This is a genomic window from Desulfurococcus sp. (assembly GCA_026626905.1).
Lineage (GTDB): Archaea > Thermoproteota > Thermoprotei_A > Sulfolobales > Desulfurococcaceae > Desulfurococcus.
The window spans coordinates 278225-296767 of the sequence record JAPNUX010000003.1 but is presented as its reverse complement, the minus strand read 5'-3'; the positions used below and the strand labels follow the sequence as shown (position 1 = coordinate 296767).

Genomic DNA, 18543 nt, shown 5'->3' with positions numbered 1-18543 from the left:
GAATAAATAACGCGGCTTCAAATATAAGCTTAAAAGATTACGTCAGGGTTGAGCAGCGTGAGCAATAGATCCAGAGGCTTCTCTCACGAGAGAGACCTGGCTAGGAGGTTATGGAATGAAGGTTTTGCTGTCATAAGGGCACCTGCAAGTGGCAGCCGAGCGAGAATCTTAAAGTACCCTGACATAGTAGCTTTATACAAGGGGAGAATTATCGCCTTAGAAGCCAAGACAGCCGGGGAAGAGAAGGCCATTTATGTTAGAAGAGAGCAGGTTGAAAAACTCCTTGAATTCTCTAAGAGAGCTGGAGCATCACCTTTCATAGCCGTCAAGTTCGTGGGAGAAGGAGAGTGGTTTTTCGTGCCTCTTGACAGGTTGGTGGAGGCTGGCGACAGCTTTAAGATCCCGGTCGAAGCTGTGAGAAAAGGATTCAGGCTTAAGGGACTGGTATCGCTTGTTAAAGGTGGTAAGAGTTTACTCGAGTATACTGGTGAATCTACTCCTTAACTCTGATCCTCAATGGTATCTTATACTTCTCTTCAAGCCTCCTCAGCTTTCTAACCCTCTTATTGTAGTCCTTTAAGCTGCCTCTAGATACAACTACTACTATTGTGTTATCTTCTACTAATACATCTGCACCCGGTATTATCTTCGTGATTTCCTCTACTAGTTTCTCGTGGATGCTGAGCTTGCCCCGTAGCTTCTTAACTGGTACTACGACAGTTTGCTCGCCGAACGTGTATATCTCGTATTCTAGCTCGCCTGTGAGGAAGTCTCTTACCTCTATTACAGGTCTTGATAGCTCTGCTTCACGGAGCCCTGTAGGAAGCTTTACAGTCATTCTCACCTCGTATACTTTGTCAACTTGCCCATTTCTAACGAATATTACTGTATCAACTATTGATGGTATCATGCCTAGCTCAACTCTCCCTATGAATCTCTGAATAGCATCTATTGGTGTTGTAGCATGGATTACTCCGATCATGCCTATACCTGCAAGCCTTAGGTCAGCGAATAACTTGAAGTCTTCATCTGTCCTCATTTCATCGAAGACCGTGTAGTCTGGTCTCGAGAGTAGTAGTATATCGTGTAGCTCGCCGATGACAGCGTAGTGCTTGCTGTACTGGGTTATATTTGGTGGGAGTATCATATCTCGTGGAGACTCAATAGTTTTTACTACTTTATTCATCCTCATATAGTATTCTGCGAGGGCTTGAGCAAACGTGGTCTTACCCATTCCAGGAGCGCCGGCTATCAGTATTCCTTCAGCTCTTTCTTCAAGCCTCTTCAAGAGTTCCGGCGGGAGATTATACTCTTCGAGCTTGAGCCTCTTTAAGGGGCGGACAGCTGTTATCTCCCATCCATCGCTTAATGGAGGTCTTGTCACAACTATCCTGTAGGCTCCTAGCTGGATTATAGTTGAACCGGCTCTATCAATCTCTATGAATGCATCTCTTCTGCTTCTAGTGGCTTCTATAATCTCGTTAGCCATTTCCTCGATTTCTCGTCTAGTTAGAGGCTTATCTCCCAGCTTGACAAACTTCCATTCACCTGGCCTGCCGACCTTTGCTACTGGTTCAACCCCCTCCTTTAAGTGCACGCTCATGGTATCCTCAGTGAAGTATGTTTCAAACTTTAGTTTACCAGTTTTATTATTCCCCACGAATAACACCTGTACACCCATGGCCTTCGCCACCTGGTACTGTAGCTCGCTACCTGTGACCAGAACGCCGTTAACAGAGTAAGCGTACTCTCTTACAGCAGCATTGACTTCATTAACTGCTTCAATTTCATCAGGGGGAAGGCTCTTGATTCTCTCACCGGCTATTTCAACTTTTATGAGACCCTTCTCACTGTACTCTCTGAGCCTCCGCACCTCCTCTAAGCCAGTGTATCCTTCAACTCTATCCTTAGAGGCACTATGCTCTAATACCTGTAGTACTGCCCTGTGAACTATGATCCTTCCTACTATACGCTTCTCTTCCACGAGTTTCGACATAGCCCCTTGTACTAGAGCTGTGAAGTCAGGCACGTACACTACTTCACCGGCAATCCTTAGACTCAAAGCTTACACCACTACAATTAGCCTGCTCTGATCACCCTGTAAACCTAACAATTAAACCACCCTAAAATACCCTTATGAAGACCAGGATAGGAGATCCTAGCTGGATGCAAGCCACCTCTAGTCTCCAGTGTTCTTGAAGCTAGCATAATACTCGTATCACAGGCATACAAGCTTCTACGATGGTGAATTTCAGCAGTTAAACGGGTTTCACCTTATTCATCCATCTCCACGTTCTTAAAGACTCTAAATATTATTATCCACTGGATATCTAAGATAAGTACTATGGTGTTAGCGCATGCAGTCGAGAATCCCGGCGGTAGTACTCCTACTCGCGCTTGTAGCAGTATTATTAATGACGGCAGACATCCTTCCCCTAGAGCTTAACGCTTCAACTACTATACCACTCTTTGAGAAGACACGTAAGGAGATTCCTGGTAACCTACCATGGTATCCAGTGATAGTTATAGGTGATAACAGACCGTATGACGTGAACGATGTAGACCCTCCAGGCGTCTTCTACCAGCTGGTCAATGAAGCTGAAAACGCGTTTCCACTAGCATTCATAGGGCTAGGGGATCACGTTGGCTTCGGCACGCCAGAACAGTACGCGAAGCTATACGAGCTCCTAAATAAAACTAGACTAGAGAATATTTGGATGGTACCGGGAAACCATGATGTAGCCTACAGTGGGACAGCGGGAAAAGGCATTGACTTCTGGAGGCAGTATGTAGGGCCCGATGTAATTATAACTGATAGTATACCCGGCTGGAGGATTGCGTTAGTGAATTCGGAGGCAAGTTTAGAAACGTGGAGACAGCAGTTGCTAGAGGCTTTTAATTACACAGGTGGCTCCAAGCTAATCCTGGGATTCCATAGGCCGTTGTACCCTGATGTAAGCCACAACCTAGGAGGCAACTACAGCTCCATATTACTAGAGTACATGAATACCTATGGATGGCCGAGCCTGGTTCTCCAAGCACACTGGCATGGGTGGGTTGAATACAGGTATAATGGATCATTATTCATTATAACTGGAGGGGCTGGAGCACCACTATACCCATGCAGCGATGTAAAAGCTTCTGAAGCGAGCTGTTCAAGCGTCTACCATTACATGATGCTAATTCTCTACCCTAACGGTACATTCACATACAAGCCGATACTCCTCGGTGAGGGGAGCGGCGTCTTAAAAGTTATACCATTGAATTCTACATCCTATCTGGTAGTTAACTCGAAGCTAGACATCCACGGTAAACCTGTAGAATACCCTGTAAGATTACAGTTCAAGGGAAACAACACTAACATCTATGTTGTAGCATTGATTCCAGCTTCATCCGGCGTCTCGTTCACGCTAGACTCGAGAAGAGGGATTCTACGCCTCTCCGAAGACCTCTACTACTACGTGTACATGGAGAGGAGTGGCGGGACTGTGGTTATTAATGGGACTGGTAGAGAATTAGATTTATCCCAGTATATGCTAGGCGAGGAGTACACAGTTGTAGTGCCAGGTGAGATCGTGAAAGCTGAAACTCTAACATCCACGGTTATAGCCTTCCTCACAAAGACTAGGACTTTGACCGAGACTACTACTATAACGCAGAGAGAAACCTACACGACTGCTACGACTCTAAAGGAAACTACTACGGTATTCTACCCCGAGCTACAAACTCTTACTGCTACTACAACGTACACCAGCACTGCATGGGCTACGAGAACAGAGTACTCGACTGTAAGGGAAACCAGCACTACTACTCTCACTACAATGAGTCCAGGAGGCTACACTCAAATAGTGATTGCAGTAATTGCAGCTCTTATATCAGGGTTTGCGCTGGCACTACTCTTCAAAAGAAGGTAGAGTAGAGGATTCATCTAGGATATTTTTCTCCTAGCCTTCTCAAGGAACATTTCAATGTAGTCTCCTATAGATGGCCCCTCTACTATTCTCAGCTCGAAGCCAACTCTGACAACCGGCTTATCTATTCTTATCAGCCTAGTGATATCTGAGGGTGTCCCTAGGACGACTGCATCGACAGGTGCTCTTCTAATAGTCTCCTCGAGTTCTTTCAACTGCTCAGGACGATACCCTGTGCTCGGGAGTACTGGGCCTATATGCGGGTAGGCCTCGTATATGTTCTTAAAGAAGCTTGTAGCAAAGCTCCTCGGGTCAACTGGTTGAGCCCCGTACTTCAGTGCCGCGACATATCCAGCTGCATAGGGGGCTCCTCCATGCGTTATGGTGGGCGAGTCCTCTACAACTAGAACCTTCTTACCTTCTATGAGTTTAGGATTATCTACTACAACAATGCTCTCGGCGAGACTTACATCTGCGCTTGGATTCCTCGAGCGGATGTTCTCCTTGATTTTCGCGACTGCACCTGGTTTAGCCTGGTCAACCTTGTTTATTATTACAGCATTACTCATCCTGAGGTTTACTTCACCTGGGAAGGATGATACTTCTACACCAGGTCTCATAGCGTCTGCAACTACTATCATGAAGTCAGGCTTGTAGAACGGGAAGTCGTTGTTGCCTCCATCCCATAGTATTACATCATTCTCGGATTCCACGAGCCTGAGTATCCTCCCGTAGTCGACTCCAGCGTAAACCGAGAACCCTAGCTTCAAGTAGTGCTCGTACTCCTCCCGCTCCTCTACTGTAGCCTCGTATTTATCCAGGTCTTCGAAGCTATGGAATCCCTGGACAGCTGACTTCTCCAGGTCCCCATACGACATTGGGTGTCTCACAATACCGACTCGAAGCCCTCTCCTCCTTAACTCTAATGCGATCTCTCTTGAAACAGTGCTCTTGCCAGCACCTGTTTTAACACCTGTTACAGCTATTACAGGCTTAATGCTCTCGAGCATTGTATCCATGGGGCCATGGATCCTGAAGCTTAATCCTAGTGATAGCACGCGTGAGAGAATTCCCCCTAGCTCATCGTATGTTAGATCGCTGAAGGCTAGTACAGCTTCTTCAACACCACGGCTTCTCGCGGCATCCTCGAGGTAATCTAAGCTTAGGATGGGTATTCCATCAGGGTATAGCGAGCCGGCTAGAGAAGGAGGGTAACGTCTACCCGAGATACCTGGTATCTGGGTTTGAAGGAATGCTACCACCCTGTAATCTGGGTTATCTCTGTAGAATACATTGAAGTTGTGGAAGTCTCTTCCACCAGCACCTAGAATAACTATCTTTCTAGGCATGTGGACACCGTTACTACTATGAGAAGCCAGCGTTAATAAACAGGTTGGATTGCAACAGGAGAATTAGAGATTAGTAGTGGAGGAAAAAGCTAGTATTCTAGATTCTTGAGTTTATCTATGATTTTCTCTAGTCTCTCAAGCATTATCTTTCTCTCTATGCTGGCGACAAGCCTCCTTGTTGCTACAACAGCGTCAGGGTTAACGCTTATGCTGTCAATGCCTAGTCTTACAAGGAATTCAACTATCTCGGGGTAGACGCTGGGAGCTTGCCCACAGATACTTACAGTAGCACCCTTACTGTGGGCTTTCTCAATTATTAGTCTTATTGCTTCCAGTACAGCTGGATCCCTCTCATCAAAGTAGCCCATTTCAGCTAGTATATTGCTGTCTCTATCGGCACCTAATACTAACTGTGTTAGATCATTGCTGCCTATGCTGAATCCATCAACATACTCAGCGAACTTGTCGGCGAGTAAGGCTATGCTTGGAACTTCAGCCATCGCCCATACCTTGAAGTCCTTGCTTCTCTTGAGGCCTTCCTCCTCCATTATCGCTATAGCTCTCTCCAGCTCCCATGTGGTTCTCACGAATGGGAACATTACCCATACGTTAGTTAACCCCATCTCCTCTCTAACTTTCTTTATAGCTCTAACCTCGAGCCTGAAGCCGGGCTCGTACTTGGGATGAATGTACCTGCTGACTCCTCTCCAGCCTATAATTGGGTTTCTCTCATCAGGCTCGTACTTCTCGCCTCCCTTCAAGCCACGGTACTCGTTAGTCTTGAAGTCACTGAATCTCACCACTACCGGTCTCGGGTAGATTGCCTGTGCAACCTTGGCTATGCCTTCAGCGAGCTTGTTGACTACTATTTCAGGTTTTCCTATCTCTATCAGGTATAATGGATGATACTGCACCCAGTCGGTGAATATGAATTCTATTCTCATTAACCCTATGCCATCGAAGGGGAGATCCTTGTATTTCTCAATGGCGTCGGGTTCACCTAGATTCATATAGATCTTCGTGGCTGTAACAGGGTATAGTGGGAGTAATTGCTCGGGGCTTATGCCGACAGCTGCTACAACACCAGTAGCTGGAGCCTCAGTCTTAGGCTTAGCTAGCTCCTCTACTATGCCCTCGTATACTACACCTCTACCTCCATCCACGGTTACCTCGATGCCTGATGGAATGGTTTTTGTAGCACTACCAGTGCCTACTACTGCTGGTATACCGAGCTCACGGCTTACTATTGCAGCATGGCTTGTCATACCACCTTCATCTGTCACTATAGCTCTAGCCTTCTTCATTAATGGAACCCAGTCAGGGTCTGTCATCCTGGTTATCAGTATCTCGCCTTCCTTGAACTCCATGGCTTCCTTGCTCTTAGGGTCTAGTATCACTTTCGCTATACCAGCACCTATTCCTGGTGAAGCTGGTAGACCCTTCACTAGTACTCTAGCTTCAGCCAGCTTAACAGTTCTACCCTTAACTTCAACAGGCTTCTCGACTTCCCTGGCCTTCTTAACACTCCATACGGTTTCAGGCCTAGCCTGAACGATGAATACGTTCTGCGGGAATGGTAGATCAGAGTCTATAGCCCACTCTATATCCATGTGCCTGCCGTAATGCTTGAAGATCAACATTGAGAGTTCAGCTAGTTTTCTAACCTCCTCCTCGGTTAGAGCTGGCTCCTCAGGCCTGGCTATCTTAGCAAGCGGCGGGTTGACTTTCTCGCCCTCCTCCGATACCCAGGTACCCTTCTCATCGCTCCATGTTAGATGCACGTTCCTGCCTAGAGATGGATCGAATGTTATCATGAATGTTTTCTTGTTAATACGCTTCTCAACTATGCTGAGGGTATCCTTGGATACAACGAACTCGTCTGGTGTAACTTTCCCGCCTACAACTGATTCGCCTAGACCCCAGCTACCTTCTATTACTACAACGCTTTCATCGCCTGTAACCGGGTGTAGAGTGAACATTACGCCAGCAGCCTTACTGTTAACCATCTTCTGAACTGTAACACTCATGAGGGTTCTCTCATGGGGTATCCCCTGGGCGACACGGTAGAATGTAGCTCTAGCAGTGTAGAGGCTGGCCCAGCATCTCTTAACATAGTTCACTACGTTATCAGCACCGTACACGTTGAGGTAGGTTTCCTGCTGTCCAGCGAAGCTGGCTTCAGGCATATCCTCTGCTGTAGCACTACTTCTAACTGCAACTCTAAGGTTTCTTGGATCCATCCCTAGCCTTCTAGCCAGCTCCAGGTAGTACGCTTTAATTTCCTCTTCAACCTCGGGTGGCATTGGCTGATTCAATATCATCTCTCTGATCTTGGCAGTCGTCTCCTCTAACTCTCTAGTATTATTTACATCAAGATTCCTGAGCATGCTGAATATCTTCTCACCGATACCTGTTTTCTCAAGGAAGTACTTGAATGCATAAGCTGTTACAGCGAAGCCTGGCGGAACTGGTATACCGGCATTTATCATTTCTCCGAGATTCGCGTTCTTCCCTCCTACTAACGGTACATCCTCCTTTCTAACTTCATCCAGCCATAGAACGAACCTGGTTTCCTTACTCATCCAACTAACCACCTTTATACTACGTCAAGGAAGCTTGATGTAGTTGAATCCCTAAAAAACTTTATTATAGGCGGGTAAGTAAGCTATGATCACATGGATACTACATGCCCACTTACAGCCTAAGATTAAATCATTAGAGTAGAATTTCTGGATTTAAACAACCACGCAATGTTCTCGGGCTTCTCGAAGAAAAATTTAAGGTCTGTTGAGGTGTGCTTGTAGAGAGATTCCACTCCCGCCTGCTATCGTGGTGTTAATGGTGGAGTAAGATTAATGCCTCCTCATCCTCTCCCTTAACCTAATGTAGTAGAACCACGCGCTCCTCTTTATCCTGGAAGCCTCTGCAGCTAAACTCTCTGGGTGCTTCTGGTTTCTAGTGAAGACTTCCCTAGCAGCTTTATCCCCGTACTCTACGAGTGCTACTGCGGCAATGGAGTGTAGCAGCATTTTACTCCTTATATTGGATGATATAGTATTCTTCTTCTCATCAAGCAACCTGATGGTGTAGGCGCCATCTTCAACCTCCTTGAGGCTGAGTACCTCTTTGAGTAGAGGTATGTTAGTTTCAACGCCTCCCACGCTTATCTCACTAATAGCTCTCCTTAATCTATTCATAGCTGTAGCTCTATCACTCCCCCATGCAGCTATCTTAGCTAGAAGAGTATACTCGCTGCTCACCTTCACGCCGGGGGCTATACCCGGGTCCACAGATATGCCTGGACCCCCGGGTTCCTCGTAGTATTCTATTAAGCCTGCACTCGCACCGTCCCCGGAGAGCTTTTTATTGAAGACTACGGCTTCCAGCACCCACTCCTTTAGTTCTACGTTCTCCTGCTTCAACTTAAGCGCGGAGTATAAAGCTACCTCTACCTGCTTCTCGATAATGTTCACGCCTGTTGCAATCTCTGTTGCCAAGTGCTCGGGAGTTAAGCCTGGATTCACCTCTAACAAGTAGATGTTGCTGTTTCTAGTATCGTAGAGGAATTCAACGGTGACTACATCCTTCAACCTGAGCGCGTCACCTAGAATTGTAGCATAGTTCACTAGCTTACTTCTCAACTCACCTGTCACAGCTTTAGAAGGTGCCTCCGCAAGGATCTTCAAGTAGTCGTCTTGTAAACTGCATTCCCTCTCAAACAAGTGTATGACTCTCTCCCCATCCCCTATCAACTGTACCTCTATGTGCTTTGCGCTAGCGATAAAGGGCTCCACGTAGACTCTTGTATCCCCGAAGAGTCTCCCAGCATTCTTCACTACTGTTTTCAAGTCATCTACATCGTTTTCACTCCATAGAATCCTTAATCCTCTCCCCCAGCTGCCTTTAGCTGGCTTAACAATCAATGGGTAACCATAGACTCTAGCGAACTCCCTGAGATCAGTTTCATCGCTGATCATAGTCCAAGGTAGCGTTGGCACACCAATCTTCTCCGCAAGCATTTTCACCGCCGGCTTATCCCGGGTGAACTCTACTATGCTGGCAGGAGGTGCTATGAAGACCAGGCCCTTCCGGGCAACCTCCAACTGGAGCTCTAAGCTCCTGCTTGAAGAACCATAGCCGGGGTGGACGGCGTCAGCACCCAGCTTTAAAGCTACCTCTACTATCTCCTTAGGGTCAGTGTAACTGGATACTCTAGCCTCCTCGACAACAAGTCTTCTATGAGGGCTCTCCTTATCATGCTCTGTGTAAACTCCCAGCGGCTGATACCCTTTCTCTAACAGCACTCTAGCTATCCTTACAGCGATATCGCCTCGACTAGCTATTAAAATCCTCTTTGACACCTCAAATCAACCCGGTTAAATCCATGATTACAGCAGGATTTAACTACGATTCTCATTTAAGACGTGCTTACGAGCTTACTCTCCTCTAGCTGTACTATGTTACTGCTCTCTAGCCAATGCTGTCTTCTCAAACTCTCTTACAAACTCCTCGTAGACTTCACTAGCCTTTACAACATGGCTTAGCCTTACGTATTCATTAGGCTTGTGAGCTAAGCCTACTTCACCCGGCCCGTAGGCTACGGCTGGTATGCCTTTCACAGTATAATATCTTAAGTCTAATCCCCCAACACACACCGTCCTCTTAGGCTCTACTTTAATCCTGTCTTCAATAACCCTGCTGAGAAGACGAGTATACTCGTGTTCAGGCGGGGTAACTGCTGGAGGAGAGGCTTCAACAAGCGTAAAGGAGGCTTTAACTCCAAGCTCTCTCCCAACATCCTCGATCATCCCCTCGATCTCCCTGGCAACACTTTCAATGCTTTCTTCAACTATGAGTCTTCTATCAATACTGAAGCCTACTACCCCAGGCACTATGTTTATTGAGCCGGGAGCAATGAGAACACCGCCTGGCGTTATTGTTGGATAGGATGCCCTCTCATCCTCGTACGTATAACTACTCTTCCTGGATGCTATAGCCTCCTTATACCTATCAAGGAACACTCTTGCGAACACCAGCATCTTCTCGAATGCATTATCTCCTAGCCAGGGGGTTGAGCCATGAGCTTGAACACCGTAAACCTTCACTATACCCCATAAAACACCTCTGTGGCCGATGTAAATATTATCTAGTCCTGAAGGCTCAGCTATCACAACGTAGTCGGGTCTACTCCCCAGCTCGTTAACTAGGTAGCCTGTTCCAGTTTTACCTCCGATTTCCTCATCGGGGACTATAGCTGCCTCCACGATTACATTAGGCTCTCTCCCCTGTGTGAGCCTTATCATAGCTGAGAGAACAGCTGCTATACCCCCCTTCATGTCTGTGGAGCCGCGCCCATACACTAAGTCGTACCTGACAACCGGTTTAAACGGTGGTGTCTCCCAGCCTTCACCTGGAGAGACTACATCATAGTGCCCGTTGAATTGGAGTACTCTCTCACCACTACCAATTCTCGCTAGTAGTATAAACCTGGGTTTCTCGGGCTTGAAGTCCTCTGGGAGAACACGCCTAGCGTACTCCTCTGGAACTCTATGGATTGTCACGTGAATACCATACTCGGAGAGCACCTCCCTATAGAAGTCAACGATATCCTCGTAGGCGTCTCCTAGCACAGTAGAGTATTCAATACTACCTGTGAGTATCCTTCTAGTAACCTCTAGAATTGAGGATTCACTCAACACGAGCCACCTACTAGATGGAATAAAAAGTAGTAGAGGAATAAAGATTACACTTTCTCAACATGGATTATTTGAACCGGGCATGCGTTAGCTGCATCCTGAGCGCACTGGGCTAGGTCGTCTGGTATTATGCCGACAGCTATGTTGCCTTTATCTCTATACTTCTCTACGATCTGGCTTTTACCGTCATCTGCATTCATCTCGAATACGTCGGGGCATATTGAGACGCACACCATGTCTCCTATACAGTTCTCTCTAGGCTCGATCTTCACTCTATACATGACACTACACCACCGTTATATGACTAGGGGATCGCAGGGTTAATAAAAGTAAGGTTGCCACGATAGGCTTTTAGGTGGCTGTAGCACTAGTAGACTTCGTGGCTTGAACTAGGGTGCTGTGGAATGAACCTGCTGTGGCTTATCATAGTCACAGGTTTTGCAGGAGGAGTCTTGAAGATCGCTGGCGGCTTACTCTACGGTAGTAACACTTTATTCGTTGACGCCTTAACAAGTATTGCTAACATGATCTCGCTTCTCATAGTATTATGGTTCAGGAGGATTACTAGTATACCACCTGACTCTGACCACCATTTCGGGCATGAGCGGTTCGAGTACGTGGGTATTCTGCCAATAATTATAGCGTATGGTTTCGTAGCCGGCATAGGTGTTGCACGCTTATACTACGTGAGGGAGTATACTGTCGGCATTGGCTCATTCTACCTAGCGCTTGCTGCCACTCTCCTCTACAGTATAGCAGTCGTGTACTCCAGGAAGACTTCTCCATCTCTGAGAGCGTACGGCGTGTTCACTGCAAGCGAGCTACTAGAAGGTATTGTAGGCATTATAGCTAGTCTTGGAGGAACCCTCTACAGTTATCTAATCGACTATGGTGGAGCAGTACTATTAACATCATACATATTCTACGAGATCTATGAGGAGGGTGTTAGATTAGTAGCCCTCATGGCTGATGTAGCTCCCCCCTTAAGTGTATACGAGGAGGTGCTTAAGATAGCAGGCTCCAAGGGCTTTACAGTTAAATCACTCAGGCTGAGAACTATTGTACCAGGCAGGTATCATGGAGACATGGTAATAGACTCCAGGGGGAAACCATCCCCTGGGAGCCTAGCTGAACTGAAGAAGGAGCTTGCAGTTAAAGGAATCGATGTATGCATTGACACCTATGCTCTACGCTAGCTGCCCTTAAATAGCTCAACGTAGTAGGTGTACAATCCCATAACAATCATTTCAACTGCAACACCCGCTATTATGAGAGCCATAAACCGGCCCATCGCCCGCACAGTTGACATACTAAGCAGCTTCGTTAACTCGTCGCTTACAGCTAGAATGAGGAATGTAAGAGAGCATGCTATAAAGCCTGCTGCTAGAATCACTAGGATGTCCATGGGGCTTTTTGCAGCCGAGGTCAAGAGGAGTATTGTTGTAATGGTACCCGGGCCGACTATCAGTGGTGTTGCAATCGGGACAACCGCGATATCCCCTGGATGCATCCTCTTGGTTCGTACTTCATCTCCAAGCATGTCTAGAGCTATAACCATTAGTATGATCCCTCCTCCAACTCTGAGGCTTGCAATAGATATATTGAATGCTTCAAGGATGTAGCGTCCTACTAGAGTGAAGGAGACTACTATTACTAGTCCAGCATAGTAGGCTTTCCTAACTATCTCTCTTCTCCTAGCTTTCTCTAAACCCTCTGTCAGCGATATGAATGTAGGTATAGCTGAGAAGGGGTTCATTATAGCGATCAATTGAACTATATACTGTAGTATTACCACATGGTACTCACTCATAGAGACCGCCGGCACGCAGCCAGCCCTTCATCCTAGCCCACCACAATATACTAGCCGGTTAAATAACATATATTGACGGCTTTAACGGCAGTGCTCTCTCATATCTTGGGATACCCTTAATCCTTGCTTCATCCCCCCATAAGACTTCTACGCTTGCATTCAGCTTGTGAGAATAGTATTTCGCCATATACTTGAAGATATTATACTCCACTTGGCTGCTTAACTCTAACATCGTTTATCGGCTGCTTCTTGAAGTGGTTGTATGCTTCGACGATCTCAATCTCTCTACCTTTCAACCCGTAAGTATTCCTAGCGTAGTCTACGACCTCTTTGAGCGGAACCCCATCCATAGCTTTAATGGCTACCTCCCGCTTCCACGCTGGTGCTACAATAACGTATATTTTTGACGGTGTCTTCTTGAGTAGTCTTACTACTTCTCTTATATCCTCTAGTAGCGCTATAGCGTGATCCATAGCTACATCCAGCTCGATGTTAACTGGCTGCTTAAGCTGCGGCCACGAGCTGAGCGAGAGATACCTGCTACCACCCATAATCTCATGGATCTCCTCTGTTACGTGAGGTATCACCGGGTTGAGAATTGTGATCCAGTCTTTCAGAATACTTTTTACTCCGCAGAGATAGTGGTCGCCGGCTAGGTCACGGTACTTCTCCACTATTGTTAAAGCATTGAAGAACGCTTCCTGCACGTACTTCCTGATCTCCATGCGCTCTAAGCTCTCGGTGGCATTAGCAACCAGCTGGTTGAACTTATCAATAAACCATCTTGACGCTGGATCGTCTACTGGCATGCTACTGCATTCAGCTGTAGCAGCACTTCTAGCTAGCTCAGTAAACCTTCTTAGTGAGTCGACTACTGTAGCAACTTCTCTCTCCCTCCAGTCTAGAATACTATCAAGTTCTGCAGCCCACGATATGTAGAGGCGGAAGAGGTCTGCTGAGTATAGTCTCGCAATATCTCTTAATGGTATAACGTTCCCCTTACTCTTAGACATCTTCGCTCCTTCACGTATAACAGCTTCATTGAGCGTTATCATTCTAGGCCAGAGATCCGGCGGGAAGAGGACTACATGGTGTATAATGTAGAATGAGAGATGATTGCTTATGTGTGGTATGGATGTATGCCTCTGGTCGACTGGGTACCAGTAACTGAATTCATTGCGCATCTCCTCCAGGGCCTTCAAGGGTATACCTGTCTTCCCTGAGATCTCAGCTGGATCCCCTATACCCAGGAAGATGTAGTCGAATACCTCGGGGGAGAGTTGTTCAGGCTTGATATTGTACTCGCGGATCTTGTGGATTATAGTGTAGAATGCCATGTATATTGTAGAGTCGCTTAGACTCTCAATAATCCACTCGGGCTCCCAGGGTAGTGGTGTCCCTATACCCCTCTTTCTAGCACAGGGTCTTTTATCCAGCCACTCTAATGTATCAAGGAAAGCCTTCTTGTACTTCTCGGGTATTATAGTGAGCTTCTCCTCAATGAACCTCCTGGTTTTCTCCTTAACATCCTTTAAACCATAGTTTAGGAACCACTGTCCTTTAATCTTAGCTACTATTATCTCGCCTCCAGCCCTGCACTTCGCTTTTCTATTCAACTCGTAGAAGGTGAATGCTTTTCCTTCACTAATTAGTTTCTCCCTGATTTTACTCCTAGCTTCTCTAACTGGGAGCCCTTTTACAAGGGGGTCGTCGACTATCATGACGCCATTATAGTACTGTTCTTTGTATATGCTTGCCGTCACCTCTTCTAACCGTGGATCCATCTGGCTTGTTATACCAGCTTTCTCAACTAGGAGGGCTGCGTGATGGCCTTCTACGCCGGGTACATTGATGATCTTCACTGGCTTTATGGAGTCAAGTACACTTGGCTCAACCCCGTACTCTCTTAGAGTCTCCTTACTCCTTCTCAGCTCCTCTAATGCAATGTAGTCGTAGGGGGCGTCGCTGGGCTCGCTGTATACGATGCCGGTTGCATTATCAGGGTCTACGAACCGGGCTGGTAGCACGAGTAGTTTAACACCGATTGGAGAAGTAACTGTTCTCCCAACAAGCTCTCTCCCCTGTATCTCCCCTAGTACTCTTATCTCATCCTCTGGATACTGGTGTGCAAGCTTTACATAGGCTTTCTCCGAGACTACTATCCTCTCTCCTCTCCACTCTAATTCAAGGTATCTAGCATTAGGGTTAACCCATAGATTCGTAGCACCGTATATGGTCTCTGGTCTTAGAGTTGCAGCTACAAGGTATCTACCTGCCTCCTCCTCATGGAATTTAAGGGCTGTATACTCTAGTATCTCCACTGGGTTCACGTCTGCATCCTGTATATCATCCTCTCCCTCCGGCTGCTTGTGCAGCAGGCAGTAGGTGACTACGTGGTCGCCTCTAGCAATCATTCCCTTCTCCATGAGCTTCCTGTACTGCCATGTGATGAAAGCATTGTATGCTGGTTCACCAGTGTGGAATCTCCTCCTCCAGTCGATACTGTATCCTAGTGCATCAAAGTCCAAGCTAACTTTATCAGCGAAGAACTCTGCTAGGTTGAGCGGGTTAGTAAAGGATTTAACTATCTCCTCGACTCTTGATTCATCGCTTACATAGTATCTAATATACGATTTGTACATCTCTATAACTGGCTTCTCGCCGCGGGCAATCATCTCTGAGACAGCTACTATTGGTGTCCCAGTTATATGGAAGGCCATCGGGTACAGAACATTAAACCCCTTCAGCCTCTTATACCTGGCTACTATATCACCTATCGTGTAGGTTCTCCCATGCCCTATATGTAGCGGCGCATTAGTGTAGGGGTACGGCACTGTAATGAAGTATTTAGGTTTAGCTGGATCAGGGTTAGCTTCGAAGACTCTATCCCTCCTCCATCTAGCCTGCCACTTAGCTTCAACACTCCTCAGCCATTCAAGGAATTCCTGCGTACTCAAAAGCAGTACACCACTTGCAGCTAGTCAATATTTCTGAGAAAAGATTACTGTGCTTTAAAAGTCTATTAATTTCACCTTCCCGCTTTAAGCAGTATTATGAGACTGGCTAACTCTACTACTGTAATGTACAGTATGAGGATACTCAAGCTTACACCCAGCAGCATGCTCTGTACTAATCCACCAATGAATAGTAGGATCCCGTTTACAAGCCCGTAGAACCCGTACGCGATTGATCTTTTCTCAACTGAAACTAAGTCTGCTACAGCAGCCTTTGATGTTGTCTCGAAGAGGCTTGTCGCAAGCCCCCATACTACTGCTAGTAGCAGGCTTCCATAGACACCTGGTAGAATAGGTAGTAGGAAGCCTACAGATGTAGCTGCTAAGGGGACTAGTATCACAGTCCTCAATCCCACTCTATCGTATAGGGCCCCAAGGGGGATAGATAGTAATCCATCTACAAGCATCGCTATAGTGTAGAGGAGTGCTATGTAGTCTGGTTGGAACCCTAGGTTCCTCGAGTAGTAGCCTATGATATCCCATGAAACATAGCCGAGGCTGAATACAGCTAAGCCTAGAATGTACACGTAGTACTCTCTCGTCAACCCCTTGAAGCCGGTGCCATGCTTACCACCAGTTACAGCCCGGGGCTTCGGGTACATGAACCATGCTACGGCAACCAGCATGACTGCTATGAAACCTGGTATCGCTAGCATTAGGAATGCATCCGGGTAGCTCTGGCTTCTCGATGCGAGAATTAACGATGCAATGAGAGGGCCTAGCACTGAGCCCGCTTGATCCAGGACCCCGTGTATCCCGAAGCCTAGTCCTTTCCCTATACCCTCACTAATCTCTGAGATTATGACATCCCTCATAGGCGTCCTTAACCCCTTCCCGAAGCGTTCAAACACTATTAACAGTACTATTATCTCCCAGCTGCGCGCGTAGGCTAATAGCAGTATTGCTACAGCATTAAAGAAGTAGCCGAGGAAGACCAGCATCCAGAAGAGAACAGGCTTCCTGAAGTAGTCGCTTATCAATCCACTGAGGAACCTGGAGGAGTAGTTTACAAGCCAGCCTATGTTTAATACGCCGGCGACTATGAGTGGCGCGCCAATAGAGCTCAGGTAGCTGCCGCGTATGGAGACTGAGCCCTGGTAAGCCATGTCAGCGAAGAACGAGACCAGTCCGAGAGATACAAGAATAACCAGTGTGGTTCTCACAGTGGAGCCTTGATCCCGCAGGCTAAGTCTTAGAGCCTTCATGGAGAGCACCTTGGAGACCATGCGTATCTACTTGCAGCATCCACGGGATTCACCAGCCAACATTACTAGCACGTCGATGGTTACCACTAGGAGGATAATATTTCTTGCCATAGCTATAGTCTGCGTGAGAGAAACACTAGAGTTGTAGTGGAGTATCCAGGGGTTGCCGCCGGCGGCCAGCTCCTTAAAGAATACTATGATCAATGCAGCGTTAAGGACTTCAGCCAGCAGGTAGGCAGCTCCTACACGCTTGTAGTACGAGGATACTATTAGAGCCATTGGAGTCAGCATCACGAGGAACTGAGGCGGGAAGACATAGCTGAAGACTATGGGTATAGTTAGGTATAGGTAGAAGTACTCTATTTCAGCCTTCACGCTGGGAGCACCATGCTTTAACTGCATGTACCCTACTGTAAGGAAGAGTAGTCCTCCAGCAGCCACGTAGAGGAGCTTGTGTAGTGGCGAGCGTATATCACTTGTAAAAGCCATGTAGATGCAGTTCTCACAGTACCATCCAGAGTGGTGGGCTATAAAGGAGGCTAGGCCTTCAGGTGAAGCCGCAGCTACCAGCATGAATGGTAGAAGACCAGTTGCAGTAAACCCTGCAGTATACTCGAGTAGCCTTCTAACCCCGGCTCTAGAAGCATACAGCTTAACAAGGTAGTAGAAGGCTAACCCTGCTGTCAGCAGCTTAGATGAGAAGGATAAACCTAGGAGTACACCGCCTGCGAAAAGCCTGTTTCTCCTCAGATAGTATAATCCTAGAAGGGCGAAGCCTGCTGCTATGATATCCCAGTTGTAGACTAAGTAGAATATCATTGAGGGTAGAAGTGGATATAGGAGCGCGTACCCCTCTCCTCCAGCCTCTTTCAAGAAGTCGCGGAGGCATAGCGATGATGTAATCGTGAACGCTAGTAGGATAATTGATGTTATAACGTAGTGCACGTATCCAGCCTCACCGATACTACTAGTAGCAGCTAAAGCTATGTTCGTGGAGAGAGCCCAGAACCCGCCCACCACAGGAGGATACTCAAAGCGGTAGTGCACGTAGGGCAGCGGGTACTTCAGTGAGCCACTAGTAAACTCGTAGAACACGGTACTGTTAAACCATCTCTCACCACTCTGAAAAACACTGTAGAAAACCCCATAGACTATATCACTGTACCGGACCCCCCAGCCCAAAGCACTCTCAACTCTAGTAAAAGGCTCCAGCGGGCTCGGACTATGAAGCTGAAACGAGATAAACCAGGTAGTAAAAGAGAGAGCCAGTAGCACTATAACCATCCACGAAGAACCACCCCTCGCTCCCTTATACACCATTAGCTTGCACCACTCACTAGTACTCTTAGTTTTGCTTGTTTTTAACACTATATGCAGTGGAAACGGTATGTGCATGGTTATCTCTCTTAGTTTTGCTTGTTTTGAACTGAGAGTGTTGTTAGCATTCCATGAGCCAGCGGAAAACCCTCCCGTTGAATGCTAGCCGAAAAGCTTATAAACTCATCTTTATCAAGCGAGACTAAGAGTATTGCTTGCTGGATAATATTTTTTGACTTGA

At 46.8% G+C, this 18543-nt stretch carries 14 protein-coding genes; 3 read left to right on the top strand and 11 right to left on the bottom strand.

The window, feature by feature from the left end:
• Positions 1–57 precede the first annotated feature (57 nt).
• Complete coding sequence (gene hjc, locus OWQ48_03570) at positions 58–504, top strand: Holliday junction resolvase Hjc (GenBank protein MCY0868294.1); 447 nt, start codon at positions 58–60, stop codon at positions 502–504.
• Here the strand turns inward: hjc and OWQ48_03565 are convergent.
• The gene (locus OWQ48_03565; GenBank protein MCY0868293.1) at positions 494–2062 is read right to left on the bottom strand and encodes a PINc/VapC family ATPase; all 1569 of its coding nucleotides are present in this window, start codon (positions 2060–2062) and stop codon (positions 494–496) included. The genes hjc and OWQ48_03565 overlap by 11 nt on opposite strands.
• A 295-nt stretch (positions 2063–2357) precedes the next feature.
• Here OWQ48_03565 and OWQ48_03560 point away from each other — a divergent pair, with 295 nt between their 5' ends.
• Positions 2358–3914, top strand: coding sequence for a metallophosphoesterase (locus OWQ48_03560; GenBank protein ID MCY0868292.1), 1557 nt, complete (start codon positions 2358–2360; stop codon positions 3912–3914).
• A 14-nt stretch (positions 3915–3928) separates the two neighbouring features.
• Here the strand turns inward: OWQ48_03560 and OWQ48_03555 are convergent, their stop codons facing one another.
• The 5 genes from OWQ48_03555 to OWQ48_03535 all read right to left on the bottom strand — a co-directional run bounded on the left by OWQ48_03555 (position 3929) and on the right by OWQ48_03535 (position 11237).
• Positions 3929–5260, bottom strand: coding sequence for a cyclic 2,3-diphosphoglycerate synthase (locus OWQ48_03555; GenBank protein ID MCY0868291.1), 1332 nt, complete (start codon positions 5258–5260; stop codon positions 3929–3931).
• 89 nt (positions 5261–5349) lie between these two features.
• The gene (gene ppsA, locus OWQ48_03550) at positions 5350–7842 is read right to left on the bottom strand and encodes a phosphoenolpyruvate synthase (GenBank protein ID MCY0868290.1); all 2493 of its coding nucleotides are present in this window, start codon (positions 7840–7842) and stop codon (positions 5350–5352) included.
• 270 nt (positions 7843–8112) lie between these two features.
• The gene (locus OWQ48_03545; GenBank protein ID MCY0868289.1) at positions 8113–9621 is read right to left on the bottom strand and encodes an acetyl-CoA carboxylase biotin carboxylase subunit family protein; all 1509 of its coding nucleotides are present in this window, start codon (positions 9619–9621) and stop codon (positions 8113–8115) included.
• 99 nt (positions 9622–9720) lie between these two features.
• The gene (locus tag OWQ48_03540) at positions 9721–10956 is read right to left on the bottom strand and encodes a M20 family metallopeptidase (protein MCY0868288.1); all 1236 of its coding nucleotides are present in this window, start codon (positions 10954–10956) and stop codon (positions 9721–9723) included.
• Positions 10957–11003: 47 nt separating this feature from the next.
• Positions 11004–11237, bottom strand: coding sequence for a ferredoxin (locus OWQ48_03535; protein MCY0868287.1), 234 nt, complete (start codon positions 11235–11237; stop codon positions 11004–11006).
• A 123-nt stretch (positions 11238–11360) separates the two neighbouring features.
• Between OWQ48_03535 and OWQ48_03530 the strand changes: the two genes are divergently transcribed.
• Positions 11361–12152 carry a cation transporter gene (locus OWQ48_03530; GenBank protein ID MCY0868286.1) on the top strand — a complete coding sequence of 264 codons (792 nt, stop codon included), beginning with the start codon at positions 11361–11363 and terminating at the stop codon, positions 12150–12152.
• Here the strand turns inward: OWQ48_03530 and OWQ48_03525 are convergent.
• From OWQ48_03525 to OWQ48_03505, 5 genes are all read right to left on the bottom strand, one after another.
• Positions 12149–12766, bottom strand: coding sequence for a MarC family protein (locus OWQ48_03525; protein ID MCY0868285.1), 618 nt, complete (start codon positions 12764–12766; stop codon positions 12149–12151). The genes OWQ48_03530 and OWQ48_03525 overlap by 4 nt on opposite strands.
• Before the next feature lie 58 nt (positions 12767–12824).
• A complete protein-coding gene (locus tag OWQ48_03520) occupies positions 12825–12977 on the bottom strand; it encodes a hypothetical protein (protein MCY0868284.1) in 153 nt (50 codons plus the stop codon).
• Positions 12967–15723: a leucine--tRNA ligase gene (gene leuS / locus OWQ48_03515; protein MCY0868283.1), complete on the bottom strand. Its 2757-nt coding sequence runs from the start codon at positions 15721–15723 to the stop codon at positions 12967–12969. The genes OWQ48_03520 and leuS overlap by 11 nt, the downstream gene beginning before the upstream one ends.
• A 71-nt stretch (positions 15724–15794) precedes the next feature.
• Positions 15795–16985 (bottom strand): MFS transporter, encoded by a 1191-nt coding sequence (locus tag OWQ48_03510; GenBank protein MCY0868282.1) that lies wholly within the window; start codon positions 16983–16985, stop codon positions 15795–15797.
• Positions 16986–17012: 27 nt separating this feature from the next.
• On the bottom strand, positions 17013–18305 hold the full coding sequence (locus OWQ48_03505; protein MCY0868281.1) for a hypothetical protein: 1293 nt from the start codon (positions 18303–18305) through the stop codon (positions 17013–17015).
• Between the last annotated feature and the right edge of the window lie 238 nt (positions 18306–18543).

Excerpts from the sequence above, each read along its gene's own strand:
- OWQ48_03560 (MCY0868292.1), top strand. The coding sequence starts at position 2,358 with ATGCAGTCGAGAATCCCGGCGGTAGTACTCCTACTCGCGCTTGTAGCA.
- OWQ48_03555 (MCY0868291.1), bottom strand. The coding sequence starts at position 5,260 with ATGCCTAGAAAGATAGTTATTCTAGGTGCTGGTGGAAGAGACTTCCAC.
- ppsA (MCY0868290.1), bottom strand. The coding sequence starts at position 7,842 with ATGAGTAAGGAAACCAGGTTCGTTCTATGGCTGGATGAAGTTAGAAAG.
- OWQ48_03535 (MCY0868287.1), bottom strand. The coding sequence starts at position 11,237 with ATGTATAGAGTGAAGATCGAGCCTAGAGAGAACTGTATAGGAGACATG.
- OWQ48_03530 (MCY0868286.1), top strand. The coding sequence starts at position 11,361 with ATGAACCTGCTGTGGCTTATCATAGTCACAGGTTTTGCAGGAGGAGTC.
- OWQ48_03525 (MCY0868285.1), bottom strand. The coding sequence starts at position 12,766 with ATGAGTGAGTACCATGTGGTAATACTACAGTATATAGTTCAATTGATC.
- OWQ48_03510 (MCY0868282.1), bottom strand. The coding sequence starts at position 16,985 with ATGAAGGCTCTAAGACTTAGCCTGCGGGATCAAGGCTCCACTGTGAGA.
- OWQ48_03505 (MCY0868281.1), bottom strand. The coding sequence starts at position 18,305 with ATGGTGTATAAGGGAGCGAGGGGTGGTTCTTCGTGGATGGTTATAGTG.